28 protein-coding genes and 1 pseudogene are annotated in these 21,146 nt (G+C 68.0%); 8 read left to right on the top strand and 21 right to left on the bottom strand.

Annotated features, from left to right (window positions below; genetic code table 11):
- Window positions 1-82 precede the first annotated feature (82 nt).
- The 3 genes from rpsI to C3B71_RS03785 form a co-directional block, all read right to left on the bottom strand.
- Complete coding sequence (rpsI, locus tag C3B71_RS03795; protein ID WP_073327508.1) at window positions 83-574, bottom strand: 30S ribosomal protein S9; 492 nt, start codon at window positions 572-574, stop codon at window positions 83-85.
- 40 nt (window positions 575-614) lie between these two features.
- On the bottom strand, window positions 615-1,058 hold the full coding sequence (rplM, locus tag C3B71_RS03790; RefSeq protein ID WP_073327509.1) for a 50S ribosomal protein L13: 444 nt from the start codon (window positions 1,056-1,058) through the stop codon (window positions 615-617).
- A 320-nt stretch (window positions 1,059-1,378) separates the two neighbouring features.
- Complete coding sequence (locus C3B71_RS03785; protein ID WP_108969512.1) at window positions 1,379-2,359, bottom strand: tRNA pseudouridine synthase A; 981 nt, start codon at window positions 2,357-2,359, stop codon at window positions 1,379-1,381.
- Window positions 2,360-2,712: 353 nt separating this feature from the next.
- On the opposite strand from C3B71_RS03785, the gene C3B71_RS03780 reads away from it, so the two are divergent.
- The gene (locus tag C3B71_RS03780; RefSeq protein WP_108966239.1) at window positions 2,713-3,048 is read left to right on the top strand and encodes a transcriptional regulator; all 336 of its coding nucleotides are present in this window, start codon (window positions 2,713-2,715) and stop codon (window positions 3,046-3,048) included.
- Window positions 3,049-3,101: 53 nt separating this feature from the next.
- Window positions 3,102-3,698 carry a nucleotidyl transferase AbiEii/AbiGii toxin family protein gene (locus tag C3B71_RS03775; protein WP_199912573.1) on the top strand — a complete coding sequence of 199 codons (597 nt, stop codon included), beginning with the start codon at window positions 3,102-3,104 and terminating at the stop codon, window positions 3,696-3,698.
- 138 nt (window positions 3,699-3,836) lie between these two features.
- Here C3B71_RS03775 and C3B71_RS03770 read toward each other — a convergent pair whose 3' ends face one another.
- The 3 genes from C3B71_RS03770 to C3B71_RS15810 are packed head-to-tail and all read right to left on the bottom strand — an operon-like array spanning window position 3,837 to window position 7,102.
- On the bottom strand, window positions 3,837-6,050 hold the full coding sequence (locus tag C3B71_RS03770) for a hypothetical protein (protein ID WP_146752385.1): 2,214 nt from the start codon (window positions 6,048-6,050) through the stop codon (window positions 3,837-3,839).
- Window positions 6,047-6,736, bottom strand: coding sequence for an ABC transporter ATP-binding protein (locus C3B71_RS03765; RefSeq protein WP_199912572.1), 690 nt, complete (start codon window positions 6,734-6,736; stop codon window positions 6,047-6,049). The genes C3B71_RS03770 and C3B71_RS03765 overlap by 4 nt, the downstream gene beginning before the upstream one ends.
- A gap of 54 nt (window positions 6,737-6,790) precedes the next feature.
- Entirely contained in the window at window positions 6,791-7,102 is a 312-nt protein-coding gene (locus C3B71_RS15810) for a hypothetical protein (protein WP_146752384.1), read from the bottom strand.
- Between the two features lie 301 nt (window positions 7,103-7,403).
- Between C3B71_RS15810 and C3B71_RS16335 the strand changes: the two are divergent.
- Window positions 7,404-7,769, top strand: a pseudogene (locus tag C3B71_RS16335) (IS481-like element ISAar28 family transposase); the annotation flags it as partial.
- 32 nt (window positions 7,770-7,801) lie between these two features.
- Here C3B71_RS16335 and C3B71_RS16905 read toward each other — a convergent pair.
- Genes C3B71_RS16905 through C3B71_RS16895 form a run of 3 tightly spaced genes read right to left on the bottom strand, consistent with a single transcriptional unit; the run spans window position 7,802 to window position 8,802 of the window.
- Complete coding sequence (locus C3B71_RS16905) at window positions 7,802-8,464, bottom strand: transposase (RefSeq protein WP_396027139.1); 663 nt, start codon at window positions 8,462-8,464, stop codon at window positions 7,802-7,804.
- Window positions 8,439-8,651 (bottom strand): hypothetical protein, encoded by a 213-nt coding sequence (locus C3B71_RS16900; protein WP_396027141.1) that lies wholly within the window; start codon window positions 8,649-8,651, stop codon window positions 8,439-8,441. The genes C3B71_RS16905 and C3B71_RS16900 overlap by 26 nt, the downstream gene beginning before the upstream one ends.
- Complete coding sequence (locus C3B71_RS16895) at window positions 8,554-8,802, bottom strand: hypothetical protein (RefSeq protein WP_396027140.1); 249 nt, start codon at window positions 8,800-8,802, stop codon at window positions 8,554-8,556. The genes C3B71_RS16900 and C3B71_RS16895 overlap by 98 nt, the downstream gene beginning before the upstream one ends.
- 672 nt (window positions 8,803-9,474) lie before the next feature.
- Here C3B71_RS16895 and C3B71_RS03750 point away from each other — a divergent pair.
- From C3B71_RS03750 to C3B71_RS03740, 4 genes are all read left to right on the top strand, one after another.
- Window positions 9,475-10,728, top strand: coding sequence for an IS110 family transposase (locus C3B71_RS03750; RefSeq protein ID WP_108966230.1), 1,254 nt, complete (start codon window positions 9,475-9,477; stop codon window positions 10,726-10,728).
- 152 nt (window positions 10,729-10,880) lie between these two features.
- Window positions 10,881-11,252 (top strand): integrase core domain-containing protein, encoded by a 372-nt coding sequence (locus C3B71_RS16890; protein WP_199912571.1) that lies wholly within the window; start codon window positions 10,881-10,883, stop codon window positions 11,250-11,252.
- Between the two features lie 110 nt (window positions 11,253-11,362).
- Complete coding sequence (locus C3B71_RS16885) at window positions 11,363-11,740, top strand: hypothetical protein (protein ID WP_181574885.1); 378 nt, start codon at window positions 11,363-11,365, stop codon at window positions 11,738-11,740.
- Window positions 11,741-11,852: 112 nt separating this feature from the next.
- On the top strand, window positions 11,853-12,611 hold the full coding sequence (locus tag C3B71_RS03740) for an ROK family protein (RefSeq protein WP_108966228.1): 759 nt from the start codon (window positions 11,853-11,855) through the stop codon (window positions 12,609-12,611).
- 158 nt (window positions 12,612-12,769) lie between these two features.
- Here C3B71_RS03740 and rplQ read toward each other — a convergent pair whose 3' ends face one another.
- The 6 genes from rplQ to infA all read right to left on the bottom strand — a co-directional run bounded on the left by rplQ (window position 12,770) and on the right by infA (window position 16,093).
- The gene (gene rplQ / locus C3B71_RS03735) at window positions 12,770-13,540 is read right to left on the bottom strand and encodes a 50S ribosomal protein L17, sunset domain variant (protein ID WP_108966226.1); all 771 of its coding nucleotides are present in this window, start codon (window positions 13,538-13,540) and stop codon (window positions 12,770-12,772) included.
- A gap of 30 nt (window positions 13,541-13,570) precedes the next feature.
- Window positions 13,571-14,572, bottom strand: coding sequence for a DNA-directed RNA polymerase subunit alpha (locus tag C3B71_RS03730; RefSeq protein ID WP_073327514.1), 1,002 nt, complete (start codon window positions 14,570-14,572; stop codon window positions 13,571-13,573).
- Window positions 14,573-14,731: 159 nt separating this feature from the next.
- Window positions 14,732-15,133: a 30S ribosomal protein S11 gene (gene rpsK, locus C3B71_RS03725; protein ID WP_073327516.1), complete on the bottom strand. Its 402-nt coding sequence runs from the start codon at window positions 15,131-15,133 to the stop codon at window positions 14,732-14,734.
- 57 nt (window positions 15,134-15,190) lie between these two features.
- Window positions 15,191-15,565, bottom strand: a complete 375-nt coding sequence (gene rpsM, locus C3B71_RS03720) for a 30S ribosomal protein S13 (RefSeq protein ID WP_073327517.1) — start codon at window positions 15,563-15,565, stop codon at window positions 15,191-15,193.
- Between the two features lie 159 nt (window positions 15,566-15,724).
- A complete protein-coding gene (rpmJ, locus tag C3B71_RS03715; protein ID WP_073327519.1) occupies window positions 15,725-15,838 on the bottom strand; it encodes a 50S ribosomal protein L36 in 114 nt (37 codons plus the stop codon).
- A gap of 33 nt (window positions 15,839-15,871) precedes the next feature.
- A complete protein-coding gene (infA, locus tag C3B71_RS03710) occupies window positions 15,872-16,093 on the bottom strand; it encodes a translation initiation factor IF-1 (RefSeq protein WP_003781847.1) in 222 nt (73 codons plus the stop codon).
- 57 nt (window positions 16,094-16,150) lie between these two features.
- On the opposite strand from infA, the gene C3B71_RS03705 reads away from it, so the two are divergent.
- Complete coding sequence (locus tag C3B71_RS03705) at window positions 16,151-16,381, top strand: hypothetical protein (protein ID WP_108966224.1); 231 nt, start codon at window positions 16,151-16,153, stop codon at window positions 16,379-16,381.
- A gap of 75 nt (window positions 16,382-16,456) precedes the next feature.
- On the opposite strand, the gene map is transcribed toward C3B71_RS03705, so the two are convergent.
- The 6 genes from map to rpsE all read right to left on the bottom strand — a co-directional run bounded on the left by map (window position 16,457) and on the right by rpsE (window position 21,132).
- Window positions 16,457-17,338: a type I methionyl aminopeptidase gene (gene map, locus C3B71_RS03700; protein WP_108966222.1), complete on the bottom strand. Its 882-nt coding sequence runs from the start codon at window positions 17,336-17,338 to the stop codon at window positions 16,457-16,459.
- A gap of 14 nt (window positions 17,339-17,352) precedes the next feature.
- Complete coding sequence (locus C3B71_RS03695; protein WP_234416081.1) at window positions 17,353-17,937, bottom strand: adenylate kinase; 585 nt, start codon at window positions 17,935-17,937, stop codon at window positions 17,353-17,355.
- Window positions 17,934-19,226 carry a preprotein translocase subunit SecY gene (gene secY, locus C3B71_RS03690; protein ID WP_108966220.1) on the bottom strand — a complete coding sequence of 431 codons (1,293 nt, stop codon included), beginning with the start codon at window positions 19,224-19,226 and terminating at the stop codon, window positions 17,934-17,936. Before secY ends, C3B71_RS03695 begins: the two co-directional genes overlap by 4 nt.
- Window positions 19,227-19,734: 508 nt before the next feature.
- Window positions 19,735-20,208 carry a 50S ribosomal protein L15 gene (gene rplO / locus C3B71_RS03685; protein ID WP_073327527.1) on the bottom strand — a complete coding sequence of 158 codons (474 nt, stop codon included), beginning with the start codon at window positions 20,206-20,208 and terminating at the stop codon, window positions 19,735-19,737.
- Window position 20,209: 1 nt separating this feature from the next.
- Window positions 20,210-20,425: a 50S ribosomal protein L30 gene (gene rpmD, locus C3B71_RS03680; protein WP_073327528.1), complete on the bottom strand. Its 216-nt coding sequence runs from the start codon at window positions 20,423-20,425 to the stop codon at window positions 20,210-20,212.
- Window positions 20,425-21,132: a 30S ribosomal protein S5 gene (gene rpsE, locus C3B71_RS03675; protein WP_073327530.1), complete on the bottom strand. Its 708-nt coding sequence runs from the start codon at window positions 21,130-21,132 to the stop codon at window positions 20,425-20,427. The genes rpmD and rpsE overlap by 1 nt, the downstream gene beginning before the upstream one ends.
- Window positions 21,133-21,146: the final 14 nt, after the last annotated feature.

Raw genomic sequence — 21,146 nt, 5'->3', positions numbered from 1 at the left:
CCGGTGGCCGCCTCCCCGAAGGAAGACGGCCACCGACGTGAAATATGCGCTTCGGGGCACCCCGGAGGGGGCGCCGCCGCGGTCAGCGCTTGGAGTACTGCGGGGCGCGGCGGGCCTTGTGCAGACCGGCCTTCTTGCGCTCCACAATGCGGGCGTCACGGGTGAGGAAGCCGGCCTTCTTCAGGGCCGGGCGGTTGGCCTCACGGTCGATCTCGTTCAGGGCGCGGGCGATGCCCAGGCGCAGGGCGCCGGCCTGGCCGGAGATGCCGCCGCCGTTGATGCGGGCGATGACGTCGAAGCGGCCCTCGAGCTCGAGGATGGTGAAGGGGGCGCGCACGAGCTGCTGGTGCAGCTTGTTGGGGAAGTAGTCCTCCAGGGTGCGGCCGTTGATCTTCCACTGGCCGGTGCCGGGGATGAGGCGGACGCGGGCGACGGCCTCCTTGCGGCGGCCGAGTCCCATGCCAGGAGCGGTGATGGACTGGCCGCGTCCCTCGGTGGGGGTGGATTCGGTGGTGTAGCTGGCGGGGGCGTTGTCCTCGTCCAGCGCGTCGATGTCGACGGTGGTCTCAGCCACGATGTGTCCTTTGCTTGTCGGGTGCCGGGCGCTGGAGCGCTTACTGGGTGACCTGGGTGAGCTGGTAGCTCTGCGGGTTCTGGGAGGCGTGCGGGTGCTCCGGACCGGCGTACACCTTCAGCTTCTTCAGCTGGGCGCGCCCCAGGCGGGTGTGGGGCAGCATGCCCTTGATGGCCTTCTGGACGGCCCGCTCGGGGTGGGTGGCCAGCAGCTCCCGGTAGGAGACGGCGGTCAGGCCGCCCGGGTAGCCGGAGTGGCGGTAGGCGAACTTCTTGTCGGCCTTGCCGCGGGTGAGGACGACCTTGTCGGCGTTGATGATGACGACGTAGTCGCCACAGTCCTCGTTCGGCGCGAACTGCGGCTTGTGCTTCCCACGGAGCAGGGTTGCAGCCTGGGCTGCGAGCTGGCCGAGCACGACGTCGCTGGCGTCAATGACGTACCAGTTCTTCTTGACGTCGCCGGGCTTCGGTGTGTACGTGCGCACTGGCGTTGCCTTCGTTTCTCTTGGCGGGCGGACACGCGGACACAACGCAGGCGCTGGCATCCGGCGGGACCGCCATGGTCAGATGAGGTGGTCGGAGCACCGGCCGCAAGTGGCGAGTGGGATGGCACCACGAGCGTGATCGCGTGCTGCACGACGATCCCCTACCCTACCGGCGGCTTCGGGGACGGTCAAAGCCGCCGGCACCCGGGCGGCCGTGAAACCTGACACGCCGCTGTGCCGCTCGCCGACGGTGCAGCGGTACCAGGGGCGCCTGCCGACGGGACCGGCGCCCGGGACTGACCGCACCATCAGCCGCGCGGTCAGTCGCAACAGTTCGGCGCCCGACGCAGGGTGCGGGCCCGCTCGGCCTGTGCGGCCAGCTCGGCGTCGGCCGGGTAGGTGACGGCTTCCAAGGTGAGCCCATGGGCCGGAGCAACCGGCGCAGCCCGGCCTCGACTGCGGGCTGCCAGCAGCCGGGCGGGCCAGTCGACGTCGCGGCGTCCGGTCCCGACTTCGAGGGCGGCGCCCACCAGGGAACGCACCATGGAGTGGCAGAAGGCGTCGGCGACGACGGTGAGGGTGACCAGGCCGCCGTCGGGGCCGGGGGCGTCGGCGGGCACACGCCGCCAGGAGAGCTCTTTCAGGGTGCGGATGGTGGTGGCGCCCTCGCGGGGGCGGCAGTAGGACAGGAAGTCGTGCTCGCCCAGCAGGGGGTGGGCGGCCATCTGCATGGCGTCGACGTCGAGCCGCTCGTTCACCCACAGGACCTGGCCGCGGCGCGCGGGGTCGCGCGGGGCGCCGGCGGGGCCGCCGTCGGCGATCCGGTACCGGTAGCGGCGGGTCAGGGCGGAGAAGCGGGCGTCGAAGGCGGCGGGGACCACGCGCACGCCGTGGACCACGAGGTCGCCGGCGCCGCGCGGGGCGGGGGCTGGGCCGCCCTGGGCCTCGCGGGCCAGCACGCCGGCCAGCCGGTCCAGCAGCGTCTGCTCGGGGGTACGCGTGGAGCGTCCGGGCAGGGCGCGCCAGGCTGCGACGGGCACGTCGAGGTGGGCGACCTGCCCGCTCGCGTGCACGCCGGCGTCGGTGCGCCCGGCCACCGTCAGCCGCACCGGAGCGCGCAGCACGGTGGCCAGGGCGTCGGTCAGCACGCCCTCGACGGTGCGCAGGCCGGGCTGGGCTGCCCAGCCGTGGAAGCCGGTGCCGTCGTAGGCGAGGTCCAGGCGCACGCGCACCGTGTCGGGGCGGGTGGGGTCGGCTCCGTACGTGGGGTCAGCATCGCGCGTGGGCTCGGCATCGGTCATGGCAACCATGAGACCACAGCCCGGGTGCTGCCTTCACCCGTCCGCCTCGGTGCTAGACGTCGGGCCGCGTCTCACTTGCACGACCTTGGTGCCATTGCACGACCTTGGTGTGCGTTCCACGACCACCCCGGGGTCGTGCAAAACACCCCAAGGTCGTGCAACGTGGCCCAGGGTCGTTCAACAGCAACGGCCCCCGCCTCACCTTCGGCGGCCAGCCCGGCCCTTCGCGCGCACGCCCGGAGACAAAGACCCTATCCGCGCAGCTCGGCAGCGGTGGCGCCCGGCCGCCAGGCACGCACATAGCGCTGGGCCAGGTTGCCGGCGTACCCTGAAGTCAAGGAGGCCCAAGACATATGGTTGAACGCACCGCAGAGCGTATGCGGTTCCGGGACATTAAACCCATCGAGGCGCCAACCACACTGGATGAGCTAACCGGTCCTGCAGCAGGCGAGGTCACCCTCCCCCTGCGTGTGCGCTGGGTACCGGGAACTCGAACGTATGACGTTAGCCGAGACCCGCATGCGCAGATCGTCTATCAGGCTGTCCTCGCTGAGGGGACCGTTGACGACCAGCGGCGATTCATCAACCGCGACCGACTCGTGGCACTGTGGCCGACTCTGAACCTCGACCAGCGAATCGTCACGCTTTGGGAAGGGCGATTCCCCGAGTTGCGTGGGCTCGCATGGTAGTCGGTCGCCTGGCTGATGAGCAGTGGCGCTTGACAAAGCTAGCGCTCGCTGCCTTGGCCGACGACGAGTTCGCCTTGGCGGGGTCAGGGGCGATTCGCGAACATGGGCTCATCAACCGCCCCACCCAAGACGTCGATCTTTTCACCGTGCAGAGTGCGCAAGCCCGTTTTGAACCCGCCGTAGATCGCCTCATCACCCAGGTGAGAGAACACGGGTATCGCGTCCTTGTGGAACGGCGGCAGCAGGGCTTCGCACAGTTGACCGTAACGACACCGAACGGGCTGGAGATCGGAATGGACCTCGGAATCGACTGGCGCGCCGAACCAGCCGTTTCCCTCGCCATCGGTCCTGTCCTGGCTCAAGATGATGCTGTTGGAAACAAGATCGCAGCACTGTTTTCGCGAGGCGAGGTACGAGACTTCCTTGACGTTGATGCCATCCGACGGAGCGGTCAGTACTCCGACGCGGATCTCTATCGCCTGGCCAAGCGCGCCGATACCGGGTTCACGCTGGATCGCCTCGCGCAGCGACTAGCGTTTGCCGAGCGAATGCAGCCTGAACATGTCACCGACTACGGCGTCATCCCCGCACAGCTTGATGAGATCAAGAGCCGGCTGGCGCGTTGGCGCGACGCCATTGTGGCCCATTGACAGAAGCAACAGAGAGGCATCCGGACGTGTTGATGCACGACCTTGGTGCCATTGCACGACCACCCCGGGGTCGTGCAAAACACCCCAAGGTCGTGCAACAGCAACCGAGAGCGTGTCCTTCCCCGCCTTGCGAAGGCTCTAGGCGCGCAGCTCGGCCGCGGTGGCACCGGGACGCCAGGCGCGCACGTAGCGCTGTGCCAGGTTGCCGGCCAGTCCTGCGGCGACGAGCGCGGCCACCACCGTCAGCACCAACGCGGCCGCGGTGAACGCGGAGCTGGGGTGCCATAGGGTGGCGAACATGTCGGTATCACCGGCGATCTTGTCCATGCCCATGGGCAGGATCTGGTAGGCGAGCACGCCGAATCCGCCCGAAACCAGCAGGGGCACCCCCGCGCTCCAGGCCGCGGCGGCAGAGGCTATCCGGGGTCGGCCCAGCAGGGAGCCCAGCGGCGCCAGCAGCGCGCCGAGCCCGCGGGCATCGGTGGCGACCACCACCGCGAGCGCAACGAATACGCCCGTGAGTCCCACGATGGCGAGCGTGATCACCCAGTTGGCCTTGAGGAGGGTGTCCACACCGGAAACGATCCATTCGGAACGAGTGCCCACCACCGCACCCGGGATGCGCTCGCTGGCCAGCGTCTGCAGCTGATTCACGTTCAGGTCGCTGCCGTCCAGGGAGATAAGCACCAGAGTCTGATCCTCTGAAACCGCGGCGGTGGCATCCACCGCAGTGACATCCGCCAGCTGCGCTCCGGCCACGTAGCGTTGGCGAGCCGTGGTCAGGGTGACGCGCTCGGCCTCCCCGACGGAGCACTGCAGTTCCAGGGCCTCGAGCGTCGCGCAGTCGGCACTAAGCGTGGTCACGTCCTGCTGCAGCTCCTCGTCCCATTCAGCCTGGCCCACGCGAACCACGCCCGTATTCTCGGGCAACACCGAAACGAAGGCGCTTGTGTCCATACGGCTGGCGATCTCAAGCACGCTGGTACCGAAGACATCCCGGTTAGCGACCGAGCCGTAGTAGGCCACCCCAAGCGAGCCAACCCACAACTGTACAAAGCCGGCCATAATGACCGCGGCGCACACCCCGATGGCCAGGCGCCTGCTACGTACTGTCTGCCGCTGCAACACGCGGCCTCCCACCAGGGCGCCCGGAGAGCGATGGTGTAGGCCCACTTGCGCGAGCCCGGCGCCTATGGCCTGGGTGCATGCGGTGATCGGCGCCCACGCGGTTATCGCCACCACGGCGCCAGCCAGGGTGCACAGGATCGTCTTTTCGGGCCAGTTCGGCCACAGTTGCGGCACGCTGACGGCCGCCACCATGGCAAACAGGCAGATGGAACTGGCCAGCCCGCGGTTGGGCTCACCACCCCGGGACCGGCGCCTTCCTCCCAGACGCCGCACCGCGGCACGGGCCAGGATGAGTGCCAGGTTGGACATCAGCCATGCCGCCAAAAGGGCCACGATGAAGGCCACCAGGGCTGCGCGGGTGTCGGTTGCCAGGTACCGCGTATCCAGGAATGGAATACTGATGTCCCGCAGGCAGGCGACCGCCAGCAGTACCCCGGCACCCGCGGCACCGACGAGCGTGACACGCAGGAGTTCCAGCGCATCCACGATCGCCATGTGGCGGCGCTGCAGGCCGATGGTCATGAACATGAGCCCGTCGCGGCGCAGCGACTGCGCGCCCACACAGGCACCGGCGGCCACGGTGATAAGCCCGGTGACTGACAGCGCAATGAGCGCCAGCGGCACTGTCTCGCCCTTGGAGCTGCCGTAGAGATAGCCGACACCGTGAAGGATCGAGTTCTCGTCCTCCGGCGGCGCTCCGAAGCCTGAAACCGGAAACATCGCCTCGGCTTGCAGCGCATCGGAAGCCGGGCGCATGTACACGCGTCGCTCAGTGGGACTCTCTAGGGCGGCCGGGTCGATTGTGCCGACCACCTGTCCGTAGTCAAGGGCGGCATCTCCGGTGAGTTCTTCCGCGAGCTGTGGGGAGACCACCGCCTGGCCAGGATCCGGCCACTGCTCCACACCCGGCGGTAGCGGCGCGTCATCGGAGAGCGGTTCGATTACGCCGATCGTCACTGGGCGGTCATTGCTGCTGCCGTAGGCGTAGTAGTACAGCAGTTGGGCATCTTCTTCGGACTCCACGAAGACCGGTGAGGCCGCAGCCGAGCGCTCGGTACGCAGGTCAATGGTGGTGGCGGCCAATACGGCTCCGAGCGCGCCTACACAAGTAAGGAAGGTCCCGAGCGCCACCACGATTGCGCCGGCGCGTGTACCGGCGTGGGCATGCTGGCGCCGCAAGGCATGCGCCACCCCGACCAGGCCCTTTAACAGTGCGCCTCTCACGACTGTGGCTCCAGGCGTCCGTCGGCCAGGCGCAGCACCGCATCGGCCCGTCCCGCCACGCTCATGTCGTGGGTGACCAGGAGGATGCCACAGCCGTGTGCGCTCGCCTGCCCCAGCAGCAGCTCCACCACTGCCTGCCGATTGTCAGGATCAAGGGAGGCGGTGGGCTCATCCGCAACGAGCAGTTGGGGAGAATTCACCAGTGCACGTCCGATGGCCACGCGCTGCTGCTCGCCACCGGAGTAGGTGCCCACGGGCCGCTCCAGTTCGGCCAGCCCGAGCCCGCTCAGCGCGCGTTCGGCCCGCTTGCGGGCCTCGCCCGCGTCCACGCCGGCAGCCAGCGCGGGCAACATGACGTTCTCCACCGGGCTGAGTTCGTCAAGCAGGTAACCGGATTGGAAGACCATGCCGATGGTCTCGCGGCGCAGGCGCGAGGTCGCCCCGGACAGCCCCGCGTCCACCGGCTTGCCAGTAATGCTTATCCTGCCTGCGTCCGGCTTCAGTAGTCCCAGCACGATCGACAGAAGCGTGGACTTGCCGCTGCCGGAGGGGCCCACAATGGCCACTGACCGCCCCACCGGGACGGTCAGCGACACATCGTGGAGCACCTGCTGTTTTCCGTAGGAGAAACTGACCCCGTCCATGACAAGAGCTGGGATCTTCGATTCATAGGAAGCCGCATTCACAGCGTTCATGGTAGAGGACCGTTCCCCATGTTGAGAAGGTAAGCAGCTCCGGCGTCAGCCCCAGTTCGAGCAGCGGTCAGGGGCGCGCTGAATGTTAACACACGCCCGCACGGAGGTCACTGTGAAGCCATACGTCCGCGAGACCGACGCACCATAGCCGGCATTGTTATCGAGACGATTGCCCGTGTTGTTGACGTTGGCGAACACCGAATGACTGTCCGCCGACGTGTCCCTGACGGTGACCGTGTTGCCGGAACGAGTTGCGGACGCCCCCGTGGTTGACATAGTCACCGCCGAGAACGCCGGAGCTGCACCGAGGATCAGCGACCCAGCGAGCAACAAGGAAGTGAATGCGCGACATTTCATGACAAACTCCCAGGAGTAGAGTTCCAGGCGCCAATACCGACGCACGTATCGACGCCGACGCACGTATCGACGCCGACGCTAGCAACAGCGCTTGCGTCAGATACATCGTCGCACAGAATTCGCGGTCCGTCAACAGGATTCAGTATGTTATGAAACCTACGCTATGCGACACGACGATGTCTATTTGAAGACAAACCGCCACATTTGACATCCGTTTGTTATCTTTATTTTCTATCCTGCCTCAGGACATCGGTGACAGTTCGGGGGTTGTTGGTGGTGACAGGTCGGCTGTGATGGGCCGGTGAGTAATGATCCTGTTGACCCGCGTATCAGACTTGCGATTGCCCGGTGGCCCGACGACGCCCCGCGTGGTGCGGTGACCTCGTTTTGCGCCGAGCACGCCATCAGCCGCAACACCTTCTACAAGCTGCGACGCAGGGCTGTCGAGCTGGGGCAGGCCGCTGTCCTCGAGCCGCTGTCCAGGCGTCCGAGGTCTAGCCCTACCGCCTTGGGCCAGGACATCAAGAATCAGACGGTGGCGGTGCGCGCCTCAATGGCGTCCTCCGGCCTAGACCACGGGCCGGTGTCCGTTCATGACAAGATGCTGGCAATGGGGCTGGACGCGCCCTCGCCAGCAGCTCTGGCACGCATCTTCCGCCAACGGGGAGCCTGTCAATATGTTTGTGTAAGTGGGTTGGGTCACAGGTGGGGGTTGATTCGTTCTGGGTAGGCCAGGGCCAGTTGCTGGAGGGCTTGTTTCCAGTTGGTGGTCACCGCTCCCTCCACGAGCCGGCCTGGCGCTTTGCGTTTGCTGGCGGGTAGGTTCTTCTCCTTCTCGCGCTGTCTGGCGCGCTTGTCCTCGATGTTGCAGATCGCCAGCCACAAAAGCTTCACCGCCGCGGCGTCGGAGGGGAACTGGCCCCGGTTCTTCGGGCACCTCTGCTGCTGGTAGCTGGGCGACTCGATGCTGTTGGTGGAGGGGGTACCTCCCACGCAGTGGGGGAGAGATGACCCGGCGCAGCATCGGCCGGAGTACGCCAGGAACGGGGTGAACCGCTCCCAGGCGTCGGTGAAGGTCTTGACCGCCGCCGGGTAGCGCTGGCCGAGTTCGCTGGTCTCGAAGGCCGCCAGGGCCTCCAGGGCGGCCTCCTCATTAGCGGCCTGGTAGATCGGCCGCAGCGCGGCGCACACGGCCTTGCGGTCCTTGTAGGACACGAACCGTGTGGCGGCCCGGATCAGGTGCACCACGCAGGTCTGGACAGTGGCCTGCGGCCAGGTCGCCTCGATAGCCTCGGGGAACCCAGTCAGTCCGTCGCAGCACACGATCAGCACGCCCCTAGGACGCCGCGGTTGTGCCGGCACGGGCGCACACCCCGGCCCAGAACTTAGCCCCCTCATGGGCCTGCACCCAGATCCCCAGGACGTGCTTGATCCCGTCCATGCCCCGCGCCCTACGGCGATGTGTGCGGCCCGGTTGGAGACGTGGGCTCCGTCGCGGATCTTGACCACGATCGCGTCCAGCCAGAATCACCGGGTAAAGAGACTCCAGCGGCCGGTGCTGCCAGGCCAGGACCTCCTCGCCGATCTGATCGGTGACCTGTGTTGATCGTCTCGTGGCTCAGCTCGGTGCCGATGGTCGAGGCCAGATGGTGCTGGATGTCTCGCACCGTCATGCCGCCGGCGTACAGGCTGATGATCATCCCGTCCAGGCCGTCCAGGCGGCGCTGCCCCTTGGGTACCAGCATCGGGGCGTATGGTGCCGGCCCTATCCCGCGGCACGTCCAGGTCAACATCCCCGATCCTTAAGTACTGACCGTCTTACGACTCGTGCCGTTACGAGAGTTGGGATGCGCCGCGGCGTCCGCAGCGCCCTTCTCATAGCCCAAATGGCTGGCCAGCTCGGCCACCCAGGACCCCGCTCCAGGGCCGCCTTGAGCACGCCGGTCAGCAGGCCATCCTCTCCAGTCAACGGGGTACCGGCATCGATCTGGGCGAAGATCTCATCCAACGCGCCCGATGCCTTCAGCTCCTCAGCGATCTCACGCTGCCGCTCACCAGCCGCAGCCCGATCCTCATTCACACTCACCCTCTCGTCTCCTCGCAGGTCAGGCCACACCCCTTACACAAACAATCTGACGTTTATGTTGGTTGTGCTCGTCGTGGGGCGTGACCCTCAAACTGACTGGCCTGCCGGTAGTGGTGCCTTTCGCGTGATTTGTCCGCCTCGCCGACGAGCGCAGCCGCCGGGCCGGCGCGTGACCTAATAGGAGCCTGAACTCATCCTACGAATCGTCCCGTAAACGTCTTGTCCGCGCACGACCCGGGCGGCCGCAGCCCCCACACCACATACTGCGCGAGAGGCAGGACTCATCATGACAAGGACACCCGAGCATGTCCACACCGGCACCGCAGGTGCCGGACCGGGAGCGTCGGCGAGCGTGTTCGCCGGCGTGGACACCCACGCCGACACCCACCACGCGGCCGTAGTGGACGCCCTGGGCCACCCGCTGGCGGACCGCCAGTTCCCCTCCACCCCGGAAGGCCACCAAGACCTGTACGACTTCATCACCAGCCACGGCCGACCCGCACTAGTGGCGGTGGAGGGCACCGGCTCCTACGGCAGGACCCTGACCAGCCACCTACTGTCCCAGGGCCTGCAAGTACGCGAGGCCCTGCGCCCCGGCACCCCCAAGCGCCCCAGAGGCAAGACCGACACCATCGACGCCTACAGGGCCGCACGCGCCGCCGCAGCGGACGACGGATCACTACCGGTACCCAAGACCGGCACCGGCAGCGTCACCGCGATCCGCGCCGCCAAGAACGCCCGCCGCCAGGCCGTACGCGCCCAGGGCGACACCATGCGCCAGCTCAAGGACCTGCTGATCACCGCCCCCACCAGCGTACGCGAGGACTACCGGGGCCTGGACGACCGGGCCCTTCTGGACGCGCTGGCCGCACTGGACCAGCCCGACCCCCAACAGGACCCCGGCCAGATCGTGCGCTCCGTCCTGGGCTGCCTGGCCCGGCGCTGGCTCGACCTGGACACCGAGATCAACCAGCACACCCGCCTGCTCGACACCCTGACCCTACAAGCCAACCCGGCCCTGCGCGCCACCAAGGGCGTAGGCACCGTCGTCGCAGCCGAACTACTGTCCCTGGCCGGGGACAACCCCGGCCGCATCCGCTCCCAAGCCGCCCTGGCCGCCATGACCGGCACCTGCCCCATACCCGCCTCCTCAGGCCGCACCGACCGCCACCGCCTCAACCGCGGAGGCGACCGCCAAGCCAACTGGGCCATCCACCAAATCGCCCACAACCGCGCCACACACGACCCCACCACACGCGCCTACATCCAACGCCTGATCTCCCGAGGCAAGACCAAACGAGAAGCCATCAGATGCCTCAAAAGAGCCATCACCCGCGAGATCTACAAAACCCTGACCAACCCCCAACCCCTACCAGACCACACCACCCTGCGCCAACGCCGCAAGACCAAGAACATCACCCTCACCCAAGCCGCCACCGCCCTACACACCTGGCCCGCCCGCATCAGCGAACTCGAACGAGGCAAACGCCCCGACCGCGACCTCACCACCACCTACGACCAATGGCTCGCCACCGCTTGACACGCATAGGAGCATCACCCTCCCAACGGGGCGTGGCAAGACGCGAGCCGTACAAGCGGCCTAGGTCTGCGTGGAGGCGGTTCGTCTACCCCGCCCCGAACGCCTGCTGGCAGACGGGGCGCCACCGAGTACGTCCTCGCCGGAGGACGCAAGTGCGTCGTATCCCCAGCTCATCGACGATCACTCCCGCCTGGCGGTGGCGTCCCTGGTCGCCTGGTCGCAGAACCAGCGAAGCTGCTATCGCGGTATTCGACCGGGCCGTGGTCCGCTACGGGGTGCCCCAGCGGCTATTGACCGACAACGGTGCTGCTCTGAACCCCACCAGGCGGGGCATGCAGGGCGCGCTGGTAGAGCACATCAGGACTCTTGGGGTTGAGGCGATCACCGGCAAGCCGTACAAGCCAACCACTCAGGGTAAGAATGAGCGCTTCCACCAGACCCTGTTCCGCTACCTGGACAACCAGCCCCTAGCCCACACCATCGAAGAGCTACAGGACCAGGTAGACGCCTTCGACCACCTGTAAACAACGAGCGCCCCCACCAGGGCCTGCCCGGGCGCATCACCCCGGCCCAGGCATGGCGGGCCACCCCTGTCGCCGCTCCACCGCGCCCCGACCCCGCGCGTGATGAGCCGGTGATCCCTGGAGGCCCACCGGACCCGAGCGCCGCGGCCGCGCAGCAGGCCCTGGACGACTATGAAGTCCTGGCCGACAAGGGGCGCCGCAGCCGGTCCCGGCTCGGCGAGCACGGTCAGCGGGCCAAGACGATCGCATCCAACGGCACCGTCACGATCGCTAATACCTCGTTCCTGGTCTCCAAGAAACGTGCCGGCCAACAGGTCACCGCCTGCTGGAACACCACCGCTATCTGGTTCGTCGACACCGACGGCGAGGTCATCACCAGCTACCCCTGGCCCGACCCGGCCACCAGGTACGTCAGCCACCACGACCCCAGCACACGCTCCAACCGCGGCAGACCCCGAAAACGACCACAAGTGTCACCGATGTCCTGAGACATCACAGTTATCCTCATTCTCAGCGCGTCGTGATCAAACTTGTGAGCACCGGTGACGCAGAGTTCTTCTTCAACTGTCTCTCGCATCCCCAAACCGGTAGCGTCGGGGCGTGACCACTACGACCACGCTCAGCGTCGACTGCGGCGGCGGCGGCATCAAGGCCTCCGTGCTCGACGCCGACGGCGCCATCATCTCCCGCGCCCTGCGCACCCCCACCCCCTACCCGCTGCCGCCGGAACTGCTGGTGGACACCATCAAGGACCTGGCCGATCAGCTGCCGCCCGCCGACCGGGTGACCGTCGGCATGCCCGGCATGATCCGCCACGGGGTCGTCATCGCCACCCCCCACTACATCACCAAGGACGGCCCCCGCTCCCGCGTCCTGCCGGAGCTGGTGGAGGCCTGGGCGCGCTTCGACATGGGCGGGCGACTACAGGAGACCCTCGGCCGCCCGGTGCTGGTGCTCAACGACGCCGAGGTGGCCGGCGCCGGCGTCGTCACCGGCCACGGCCTGGAGATGATCGTGACCCTGGGGACGGGTCTGGGCAACGCCGTCTTCGACAACGGCGTGCTCGCCCCGCACGTGGAGGTCTCCCAGGGGCCGGTCCGCTGGGGTCTTAGCTATGACGACTACATCGGCGAGCACGAGCGCCTGCGCCTGGGGGACGCCCACTGGTCGCGGCGGGTGCGGCGCGTGGTCGAGGCACTGCGCCCCATGTACATGTGGGACCGGCTCTACCTGGGCGGCGGCAACTCCCGCCGCATCACCGCCTTCCAGCTCGACAAGATCGGCGACGACGTCGTCGTCGTGCCCAACGAGGCCGGCATGACCGGCGGAGCCCGCTGCTGGGAGATGGCCCGGCCCTGACGGCCCCGTCCCGCCCGACGACGCCGCACCACTACCGCCTCCGGCTCCGCACGCCCGACGCTGAGACGCAGGGAGGGCCGGTCACCTCGCGGCGACCGGCCCTCCCCGTATGTGTGAGCCTTGCGGCCCACCAGCGCTCAGACCCTACCGGGACCGGCTCACTTCTTGACCTTCTGCGCGGCGGCACCGCCGGCGGGGGCGAAGCCCGCGGCCTCGGCGTCCTCGGCCGAGGCGAACCAGACCTCGGCCACCGTGTTGTCGTACCAGCGGGAGCCGGGCACGTGGTACTTCATGGAGTCCTCGTTGCCCTTGACCTCGTGGTCGGCGTCGGGCGCCTCGGTGGAGCCCTTCTCCAGGCGCACCGAGCCGGCGTAGACGGGCTTGCCGGAAGTCTCGTCGACAGCGGCCTCGTCAGCGGCCTCGGTCTCCTCCACGGCAACCTCGGCGACGTCATCGGCCGGAGTCTCCTCGGCCTCGACCTCGGCGGCGGCCTCCTCAACCTCGGCCACGGCCTGCTCGGCCGCACGCTTAGCGGTGCGGACGGCGTCGTCGACGACGGCCTTCTTGGCGACCGGCTCCAGCACCAGCGAGATCTGGGCCATGGGGGCGTTGTCGCCCCGGCGCGGCGCGGTCTTGATGATGCGGGTGTAGCCGCCGTCGCGGTCGGCCATCTGCGGGGCGATCTCGTCGAAGAGGCGGTAGACGGCGTACTTGTCCGTCATCTTCTTCATCACGGTGCGGCGGGCGTGAAGGTCGCCGCGCTTGCCCTTGGTGATGAGCTTCTCGACGTAGGGCCGCAGGCGCCGGGCGCGGGCCTCCGTGGTCGTGATCGACTCGTGGATGATGAGCTGCGTGGCCAGGTTGGCCAGCATGTGGCGCTCGTGCTGGGGGGATCCGCCCAGCCGGGGACCCTTGGTGGGGCGAGGCATGTTGTCTCCTAGTGGAATGGCGAGCCGGCGTCAGGCCTGCTGCTCGTCGCTGAAGGTGGGGTTGGTGTAGTCGCCCTCCGGGGCGTAGTCGACCGGGGACCCCTTGAGGGACAGCCCGAGCTCGGCCAGCTTGTCCTTGATCTCGGAGATCGACTTGGCACCGAAGTTGCGGATGTCGAGGAGGTCAGCCTCGCTGCGCGCGACGAGCTCACCGACGGTGTGGATGCCCTCGCGCTTGAGGGCGTTGGAGGAGCGGGCCTGCAGGTCCAGCTCGTCAATCATCATGGCCAGATCCTGCTGCAGGGCCTGATCCATCGGCGAGGGGCCGACCTCGATGCCCTCGGCCTCGACGTTGAGCTCACGGGCCAGCCCGAACAGCTCAACCAGCGTCTTGCCGGCGGAGGCCAGCGCGTCGCGCGGGGTCATGGAGGCCTTGGTCTCCACGTCCACCACCAGGCGGTCGAAGTCCGTGCGCTGCTCCACACGGGTGGCCTCCACCGCGTAGGAGACCTTCTTGACCGGTGAGTAGATGGAGTCGACCGGAATACGCGAGATCTCGGCGTTCGGGTCCTTGTTCTGGTTGGCGGACACGTAGCCGCGGCCGCGCTCGACCGTCAGCTCGATCTCCAGCTTGCCCTTCTCGTTGAGAGTGGCGATCACCAGCTCGGGGTTGTGGATCTCCACGCCCGCCGGCGGGGTGATGTCGCCGGCGACGACGACGCCCGGGCCGGACTTGCGCAGGTACATGACCACCGGCTCGTCGTTCTCGGACGACAGGACGATCTCCTTGATATTCAGGATGATCTGGGCGACGTCCTCCTTGACCCCGGCAATGGTGCGGAACTCGTGGGGCACGCCCTCAATGCGGACGGAGGTCACGGCCGCGCCCGGGATGGAGGACAGCAGCGTGCGACGCAGGGAGTTTCCGAGCGTGTAGCCGAAGCCGGGCTCGAGGGGCTCGAGGATGAACCGCGAGCGGCGGTCCTCCTCAATGACCTCCTCGGAGAGTGTGGGTCGCTGTGCAATGAGCACTAGGGGTTTCCTTTCGTCGCGGCGCCCGCTATATGACGCCGTTCCTCATGGTGTTGGCCGCCGACACGCGTCGGCGGCCGGCCCGTCCTGTCCGGGCGGAGCCAATGGCCGACGTCGTCCCCAGCTTTTGTGGGGAGGCGCCGACCGTAGGGTCGAGCCTCAGACGCGGCGCCGCTTCGGCGGGCGGCAGCCGTTGTGCGCCTGCGGGGTCACGTCGGTGATCGAGCCGACCTCGAGGCCGGCAGCCTGGAGGGAGCGGATCGCGGTCTCGCGGCCGGAGCCGGGGCCCTTGACGAACACGTCGACCTTCTTCATGCCGTGGTCCTGGGCGCGGCGGGCGGCAGCCTCGGCGGCGAGCTGAGCGGCGTACGGCGTCGACTTGCGCGAGCCCTTGAAACCGACCTGGCCGGAGGAGGCCCAGGCGATGACGGCGCCGTTGGGGTCCGTCAGGGACACGATGGTGTTGTTGAAGGTGGACTTGATGTAGGCGTGACCGTGGGTGACGTTCTTACGGTCCTTGCGGCGCGGCTTGCGCGCGGTGGAACGAGTCTTAGGGGGCATGCTTCCTTCTTCGAGTGAGGTCTAGTTCCGGGCCTGCGGCGCCCGGATAACGGCTGGTTACTTGGCCTTCTTCTTACCGGCCACGGTGCGCTTGGGGCCCTTGCGAGTGCGGGCGTTGGTCTTGGTGCGCTGGCCGCGGACCGGCAGGTGCCGGCGGTGGCGCAGGCCCTGGTAGGAGCCGATCTCAATCTTGCGGCGGATGTCCGCCTGGACCTCACGACGCAGGTCGCCCTCGACCTGGTAGCTGGAGTCGATGTGGTTGCGCAGCGCGACCAGCTCGTCCTCCGTCAGGTCCTTGACCCGGGTGTCCGGGTTGACCCCGGTGGCCTCGAGGGTCTTCTGGGCGCGGGTGCGTCCGATCCCGTAGATGTAGGTGAGCGCGACCTCGACTCGCTTCTCGCGAGGCAGGTCGACGCCGGAAATGCGTGCCACTGTGTGGTTCTCCTGTGTGCTCCCGGAGGTCGTCACCCATCCCCTCCACCGCCTTCCGGTGGCCCCGGCCTCCAGGAACCGGGGGTGGTGGCGCGAGGCGCCACTGGGGTGAGTGCTGAGTTGTTTTGCCGCCGACCCCAGGCCGGCGACGCGCGGGTGTCAGCCCTGACGCTGCTTGTGCCGCGGGTTGTCGCAGATGACCATGACCTTGCCGTGGCGACGAATCACCTTGCAGTTGTCACAGATCTTCTTGACGCTCGGCTTGACCTTCATGTTGTTCCTCCGTCCTCCCGGCAGGGAGGACTGTCACTTGTACCGGTAGACGATGCGGCCACGCGACAGGTCGTAGGGGCTGAGCTCAACGACCACGCGGTCCTCCGGCAGGATGCGGATGTAGTGCTGCCGCATCTTGCCCGAGATGTGCGCGAGCACGACATGCCCGTTGCTCAGCTCGACCCGGAACATCGCGTTCGGAAGGGCCTCGACGACCGATCCCTCGACCTCGATGACGCCGTCCTTCTTAGCCATGTTCCTCCGTCGGTTGCTTTCTCGCTGGATACTCCCTCCGGCGACGACGCCGCCGGCATGGTGCGCTGGACGCGCCACCCCACCTTGCGGGAAGCCGGTGAGCCGGCGGGCAAAATGGTATGGCACCACGTCCTGGACGCGCCGATCGCCAACGATACGGCAAACCCGCCGCGGCTGACCACCGCGGAGGGGCATTATCCGGCGGTGTTTCCCGACACACTGCGCGCCTCGACTCCGGCGCGTCGCCGGCCCCGCCTCGCTCCCGGCACGACCGACCTCGGCACGTAACTTCCACCGACCTCGGCACGTAACTTCAACCGACCTCGGCGATCGCGGGCGCAGGACAGCAGGACAGCAGAGGAGTCAGTCCAGGGGCTTGGGCTCCAGGCCGTAGGGGGCCAGGCCCTCCACTCCCCCATCGGGGGCTGTCAGCACCCACACTCCGCCGGGCACGAGCGCGACCGTGTGCTCCCACTGGGCGGCGTGCGAACCGTCCCGCGTGACCACGGTCCAGCCGTCGTCGAGCTCGTCCACCTCCGTGCCACCGGCGGTGAGCATCGGTTCGATGGCGAGCACCATGCCCGCCCGGAGCTTGGGGCCCTTGTGCTTGACGGAATAGTTGAGCACGTCGGGGGCCATGTGCATGGCGGTACCGATGCCGTGGCCCACGTAGTCCTGCAGGATGCCCAGATGCACCCCCTCGCGCTCGCTCACCGCAGCAACGGTGGCCTCGACCGTGTCGCCAACCGTGTTCAACCGTGTGGCTCGCCCAGCGGTCTCTCCGGCGGCGGCACGGGCGACGGCGGCGATCGCGTCCCACAGGGCCTGCCGGGTGGTGGTGTCCAGCACCCGATCGGACTCGGAGGCATAGCGGCCGCCCACCACGGTGGTGAAGGCGGCGTCGCCGTGCCACTGGGTGCCGGCGTCGTCGAGGATGTAGGCGCCACAGTCGAAGGTGACCAGGTCGCCCGGCTCGAGCACCCGCTCCCCCGGGATCCCATGGACCACCTCGTCGTTGACGGAGATGCAGACGGTGGCCGGGTAGTCGTAGTAACCCAGGAAGTTGGAGTGGGCGCCGCCGCGGGCGATGGCGTCGGCGGAGACGGCGTCAAGCTCTGCGGTGGTGACGCCGGGGCGCACGGCCTCCCGCAGGGCGGCGTGGATATCGGCGACGACGAGCCCGGCCCGGCGCATGTGCCGCAGCTGGTCCGGGGTCTTGAGCTGAATCCGCTCGCGCGTCAGCATGGCGGGTGTCCCCTTCAGGCGGTGACGCCGCGCGTGGCGAGCGCGCTCATGATCCGGTCGGTGACCTCATCCAGCGCGCCGACGCCGTCGGCGCGCACCAGCAGCCCGCGCTGCTCGTACAGGGCGGCCAGCGGCTCGGTCTGCTCCGCGTACACCTCCAGGCGACGACGAATGACCGGTTCGGTGTCGTCGGTGCGGCCCTGCTCGGCGGCGCGCCCCAGCAGCCGCTGGACCACGACCTCGGCGTCCGCGGTGATCTCCAGGACCACGTCCAGGGACAGGCCGGCGGCGGCGAGCATGCTGTCCAGCTCGTGCACCTGCGCCTCGGTGCGGGGGTAACCGTCCAGCAGGAAGCCGTCGGCGGCGTCGTCGGCGGCCAGCCGGTCGGCGACCATGGCATTGGTCACCGAGTCGGGCACGTACTCGCCGGCGTCCATGTACTGCTTGGCCTGGCGGCCCAACTCGGTGCCGCCGGCGACGTTCGCACGGAAGATGTCGCCGGTGGAGATGGCGGGGATGCCCAGGCGCTCGCAAATGCGGGCTGCCTGGGTGCCCTTGCCGGCTCCGGGTGGACCGAGGATGACCATACGTGCGCTCATGAGAGGAACCCTTCGTAGTGCCGCTGCTGCAGCTGAGAGTTGATTTCCTTAACCGTCTGCAGGCCGACCCCCACCATGATCAGGATGGTCGTGCCGCCGAACGGCAGATTCTGGGACAGGCCCAGCCGGATGACGGCGAGCGTCGGCAGCAGGGCCAGGATCACCAGGTAGACGGAGCCCGCCGCGGTGATCCGGTTGATTACGTAGCTGAGGTAGCGCACCGTCGGCTCACCGGCGCGGATGCCGGGGATGAAGCCGCCGTAGCGCTTCATGTTGTCGGCGATCTCCTCGGAGTTGAAGGTGATGGCCGTGTAGAAGAACGTGAAGGCGAAGATCAGCAGGGCGTAGCCCACCAGGTAGACCGTGTCGGTCTGCCGCAGGTTGGTGGCGATCCACTGCACCCAGGAACTGGTGGGCGAGCCGAACTGGGCGATCAGCTGCGGCATGGCCAGCAGGGAGGAGGCGAAGATGACCGGGATGACGCCGGCGGTGTTGATCTTGATGGGGATGTAGGTGGTGGAGCCGCCGTACTGGCGCCGTCCCACCATGCGCTTGGCGTACTGCACCGGGATGCGGCGGGTGGCCTGCTCTACGAAGACCACCGCTAGCGTGGCCACCAGGATGATGGCTACGACCGCCAGGAAGCGGGAGAGACCGCCGGAGCCGCCCAGGATGGACAGCAGGTTCTGCGGCATGCGCGCCACGATCGAGGTGAAGATCAGCAGGGACATACCGTTGCCGATGCCGTGCTCGGTGATGAGCTCACCCAGCCACATGATCAGGCCGGTGCCGGCGGTCATGGTGACGATCATCAGCGCCAGGTTCAGGGGGGAGTCGTTCGGGATGACGTCCACCGAGCAGCCGGTGAACAGGTTGCCGTTCGCGGCGGTGGCGACGATTGTGGCCGACTGGAGCACGCCCAACCCGATCGTGAGGTAGCGGGTGTACTCCGTCAGCTTGGCGGTGCCCGACTGGCCCTCCTTGTACAGCTCCTCGAAGCGCGGGATCACCACGCGCAGCAGCTGGATGATGATGGAGGCGGTGATGTAGGGCATGATGCCCAGCGCGAATACGCTCAGCTGCAGCAGCGCTCCACCGGAGAAGATGTTGATCAGGCCGAGCAGGCCCGCATCCTCGGCCTCCCCCACGCACACCTGCACGTTGGCCAGGTTCACGCCGGGGGTGGGCAGCACGGAACCGAACCGGAACAGGGCCATGATGCCCAGGGTGAACAGGAGCTTTCTCCTCAGGTCCGGCGTTTTGAACGCCTGGATGAACGCACTGAACACTCGGTCTCCTGTGGGCGGCTGATTGCGGACGCGGGGCACTGCGCCTGTCGACATTCATGACGCGCCGGCAGACGCTCGGGATGTACCCGGGGTTAAACCCAGGGTGCAACCCTGGGCTACCCTACCCCGCCCGGCAGATGCTGCCACCCGCCGAGGCGCCGTATTCGGGGGTATCGGTCACGCCGTCCCGCGCCCGCCGCGCCAAACGCACACCCGTCGATTACTCAAACGCACAAGTTCCCGCCTCACGTACGCGTTTTGGAGATATTCGGCTACCAGGCGCGGGGAAAGCTCCAAGACTCGCACGTGGGAGCGGAACCCGAACGTGGAAGCCGAACGCGTACGCGAGATCCAAACCCGCACGTGAGAGGCGGAGGCGTACGCGTGGGACGTCGGGGGGTGGTCAGCAGAACGGCTCCGGCCGGGCCGGGGTCTCCCCCGGCCCGGCCGGAGCCGTGACATTTGCTGTGCGTGTCGGCCGCCGCCGTGGCGACGGCCGGCCCCGCGGTCAGCGCGCGACCAGCGTGCCGCCCGCGGCCTCGACCTTCTCCTTGGCGGAGTCGGACCAGGCGTCGGCGGTGATGTCGAGCTTGACCGCGACGTCGCCGCCACCCAGCACCTTGACCAGGCGGCCCTTGCGCACCGCGCCCTTGGCTACCAGGTCTTCAACGCCAACCTGGCCGCCCTCGGGGAACAGCTCGGCGATGCGCCCGACGTTGACGGGCTGGTACTCGACCCGGTTCGGGTTGCGGAAGCCGCGCAGCTTGGGCAGGCGCATGTGCAGCGGCATCTGGCCGCCCTCGAAGCCGGGGCGAACCTGGTACCGCGCCTTGGTGCCCTTGGTACCACGGCCGGCGGTCTTACCCTTGGACGCCTCACCGCGACCCACGCGGGTCTTGGCCTTCTTGGCGCCCGGAGCGGGGCGGAGGTCATGCAGGCGAACGACCTGCCCGGCCTCCTCGTGCTTCTTCGTGTCAGCCATCTCAGGCCTCCTCAACGGTGACGAGGTGCGCCACCCTGGCGATCATGCCGCGCACGGACGGGTTGTCCTCGCGGACCACGGACTGGCGGATCCGGTGCAGGCCGAGGGCCTTCAGGGTCTCGCGCTGGCGGCGGGTACCCCCGATGCCGGAGCGGACCTGGGTCACCTTGATCTGCCGGGCGTCCTGCTGTGTCTTAGCGGTTGCGGCGTCAGCCATCACACACCCACTCCTTCAGCGGCCTTTTCGGCCTCCTTCTTCTCGGCCTCGGCGCGCTTGGCGGCCTCACCCTCGGCGCGGGCGCGCAGCATGGACTGCGGCGCGACCTCCTCCAGGGGCAGGCCACGGCGAACCGCGACCGACTCCGGCTGCTCGAGCTGCTTGAGCGCGGCCACCGTCGCGTGGACGATGTTGATCGCGTTCGAGGAGCCGAGCGACTTCGACAGGATGTCGTGGACGCCGGCGCACTCCAGGACGGCACGCACCGGGCCGCCGGCGATAACACCGGTACCGGGCGAGGCGGGCCGCAGCAGCACGATGCCGGCCGCGTCCTCCCCCTGGACCACGTGCGGGATGGTGCGGCGGATCATCGGGACGTGGAAGAACTCCTTCTTCGCCGCCTCGACGGCCTTGGCAATGGCGGCGGGAACTTCCTTCGCCTTGCCGTAGCCGACGCCCACCGTGCCCTCACCGTCACCGACGACGACCAGCGCCGTGAAGGTGAAGCGGCGGCCGCCCTTGACGACCTTGGACACGCGGTTGATGGTGACGACGCGCTCGATGTACTTGTCGTCGTTGCCCCGGCCGGTGCCCCGGTCGCGGCGGTCATTGTTGCGGTCACGGCGGCCGCGGCCCTCGCCGCGGTCGCTCTCACGCCGGGCCGAGCCGTCGGACGACGCGGACCTGTCTCGCTGCGGTGCAGCCATCAGAAACTCCTTAG

The sequence above is a fragment of the Actinomyces sp. Z16 genome, assembly GCF_003111765.1.
In the GTDB taxonomy this organism is placed as follows: Bacteria; Actinomycetota; Actinomycetes; order Actinomycetales; family Actinomycetaceae; genus Actinomyces; species Actinomyces glycerinitolerans.
The sequence above is the reverse complement of the archived record's forward strand: the minus strand, read 5'-3'. Positions and strand labels throughout refer to the sequence as shown.

Bases quoted from the DNA above. Each gene is read 5' to 3' on its own strand.
- C3B71_RS03785 (WP_108969512.1), bottom strand. From the start codon at position 2,359: ATGACCGATGCCGAGCCCACGCGCGATGCTGACCCCACGTACGGAGCC.
- C3B71_RS03780 (WP_108966239.1), top strand. From the start codon at position 2,713: ATGGTTGAACGCACCGCAGAGCGTATGCGGTTCCGGGACATTAAACCC.
- C3B71_RS15810 (WP_146752384.1), bottom strand. From the start codon at position 7,102: ATGAAATGTCGCGCATTCACTTCCTTGTTGCTCGCTGGGTCGCTGATC.
- C3B71_RS16895 (WP_396027140.1), bottom strand. From the start codon at position 8,802: ATGATCATCAGCCTGTACGCCGGCGGCATGACGGTGCGAGACATCCAG.
- C3B71_RS03750 (WP_108966230.1), top strand. From the start codon at position 9,475: ATGACAAGGACACCCGAGCATGTCCACACCGGCACCGCAGGTGCCGGA.
- rplQ (WP_108966226.1), bottom strand. From the start codon at position 13,540: ATGCCTCGCCCCACCAAGGGTCCCCGGCTGGGCGGATCCCCCCAGCAC.
- rpsK (WP_073327516.1), bottom strand. From the start codon at position 15,133: ATGCCCCCTAAGACTCGTTCCACCGCGCGCAAGCCGCGCCGCAAGGAC.
- rpmJ (WP_073327519.1), bottom strand. From the start codon at position 15,838: ATGAAGGTCAAGCCGAGCGTCAAGAAGATCTGTGACAACTGCAAGGTG.
- infA (WP_003781847.1), bottom strand. From the start codon at position 16,093: ATGGCTAAGAAGGACGGCGTCATCGAGGTCGAGGGATCGGTCGTCGAG.
- C3B71_RS03705 (WP_108966224.1), top strand. From the start codon at position 16,151: ATGGTGCGCTGGACGCGCCACCCCACCTTGCGGGAAGCCGGTGAGCCG.
- map (WP_108966222.1), bottom strand. From the start codon at position 17,338: ATGCTGACGCGCGAGCGGATTCAGCTCAAGACCCCGGACCAGCTGCGG.
- C3B71_RS03695 (WP_234416081.1), bottom strand. From the start codon at position 17,937: ATGAGCGCACGTATGGTCATCCTCGGTCCACCCGGAGCCGGCAAGGGC.
- rplO (WP_073327527.1), bottom strand. From the start codon at position 20,208: ATGGCTGACACGAAGAAGCACGAGGAGGCCGGGCAGGTCGTTCGCCTG.
- rpmD (WP_073327528.1), bottom strand. From the start codon at position 20,425: ATGGCTGACGCCGCAACCGCTAAGACACAGCAGGACGCCCGGCAGATC.
- rpsE (WP_073327530.1), bottom strand. From the start codon at position 21,132: ATGGCTGCACCGCAGCGAGACAGGTCCGCGTCGTCCGACGGCTCGGCC.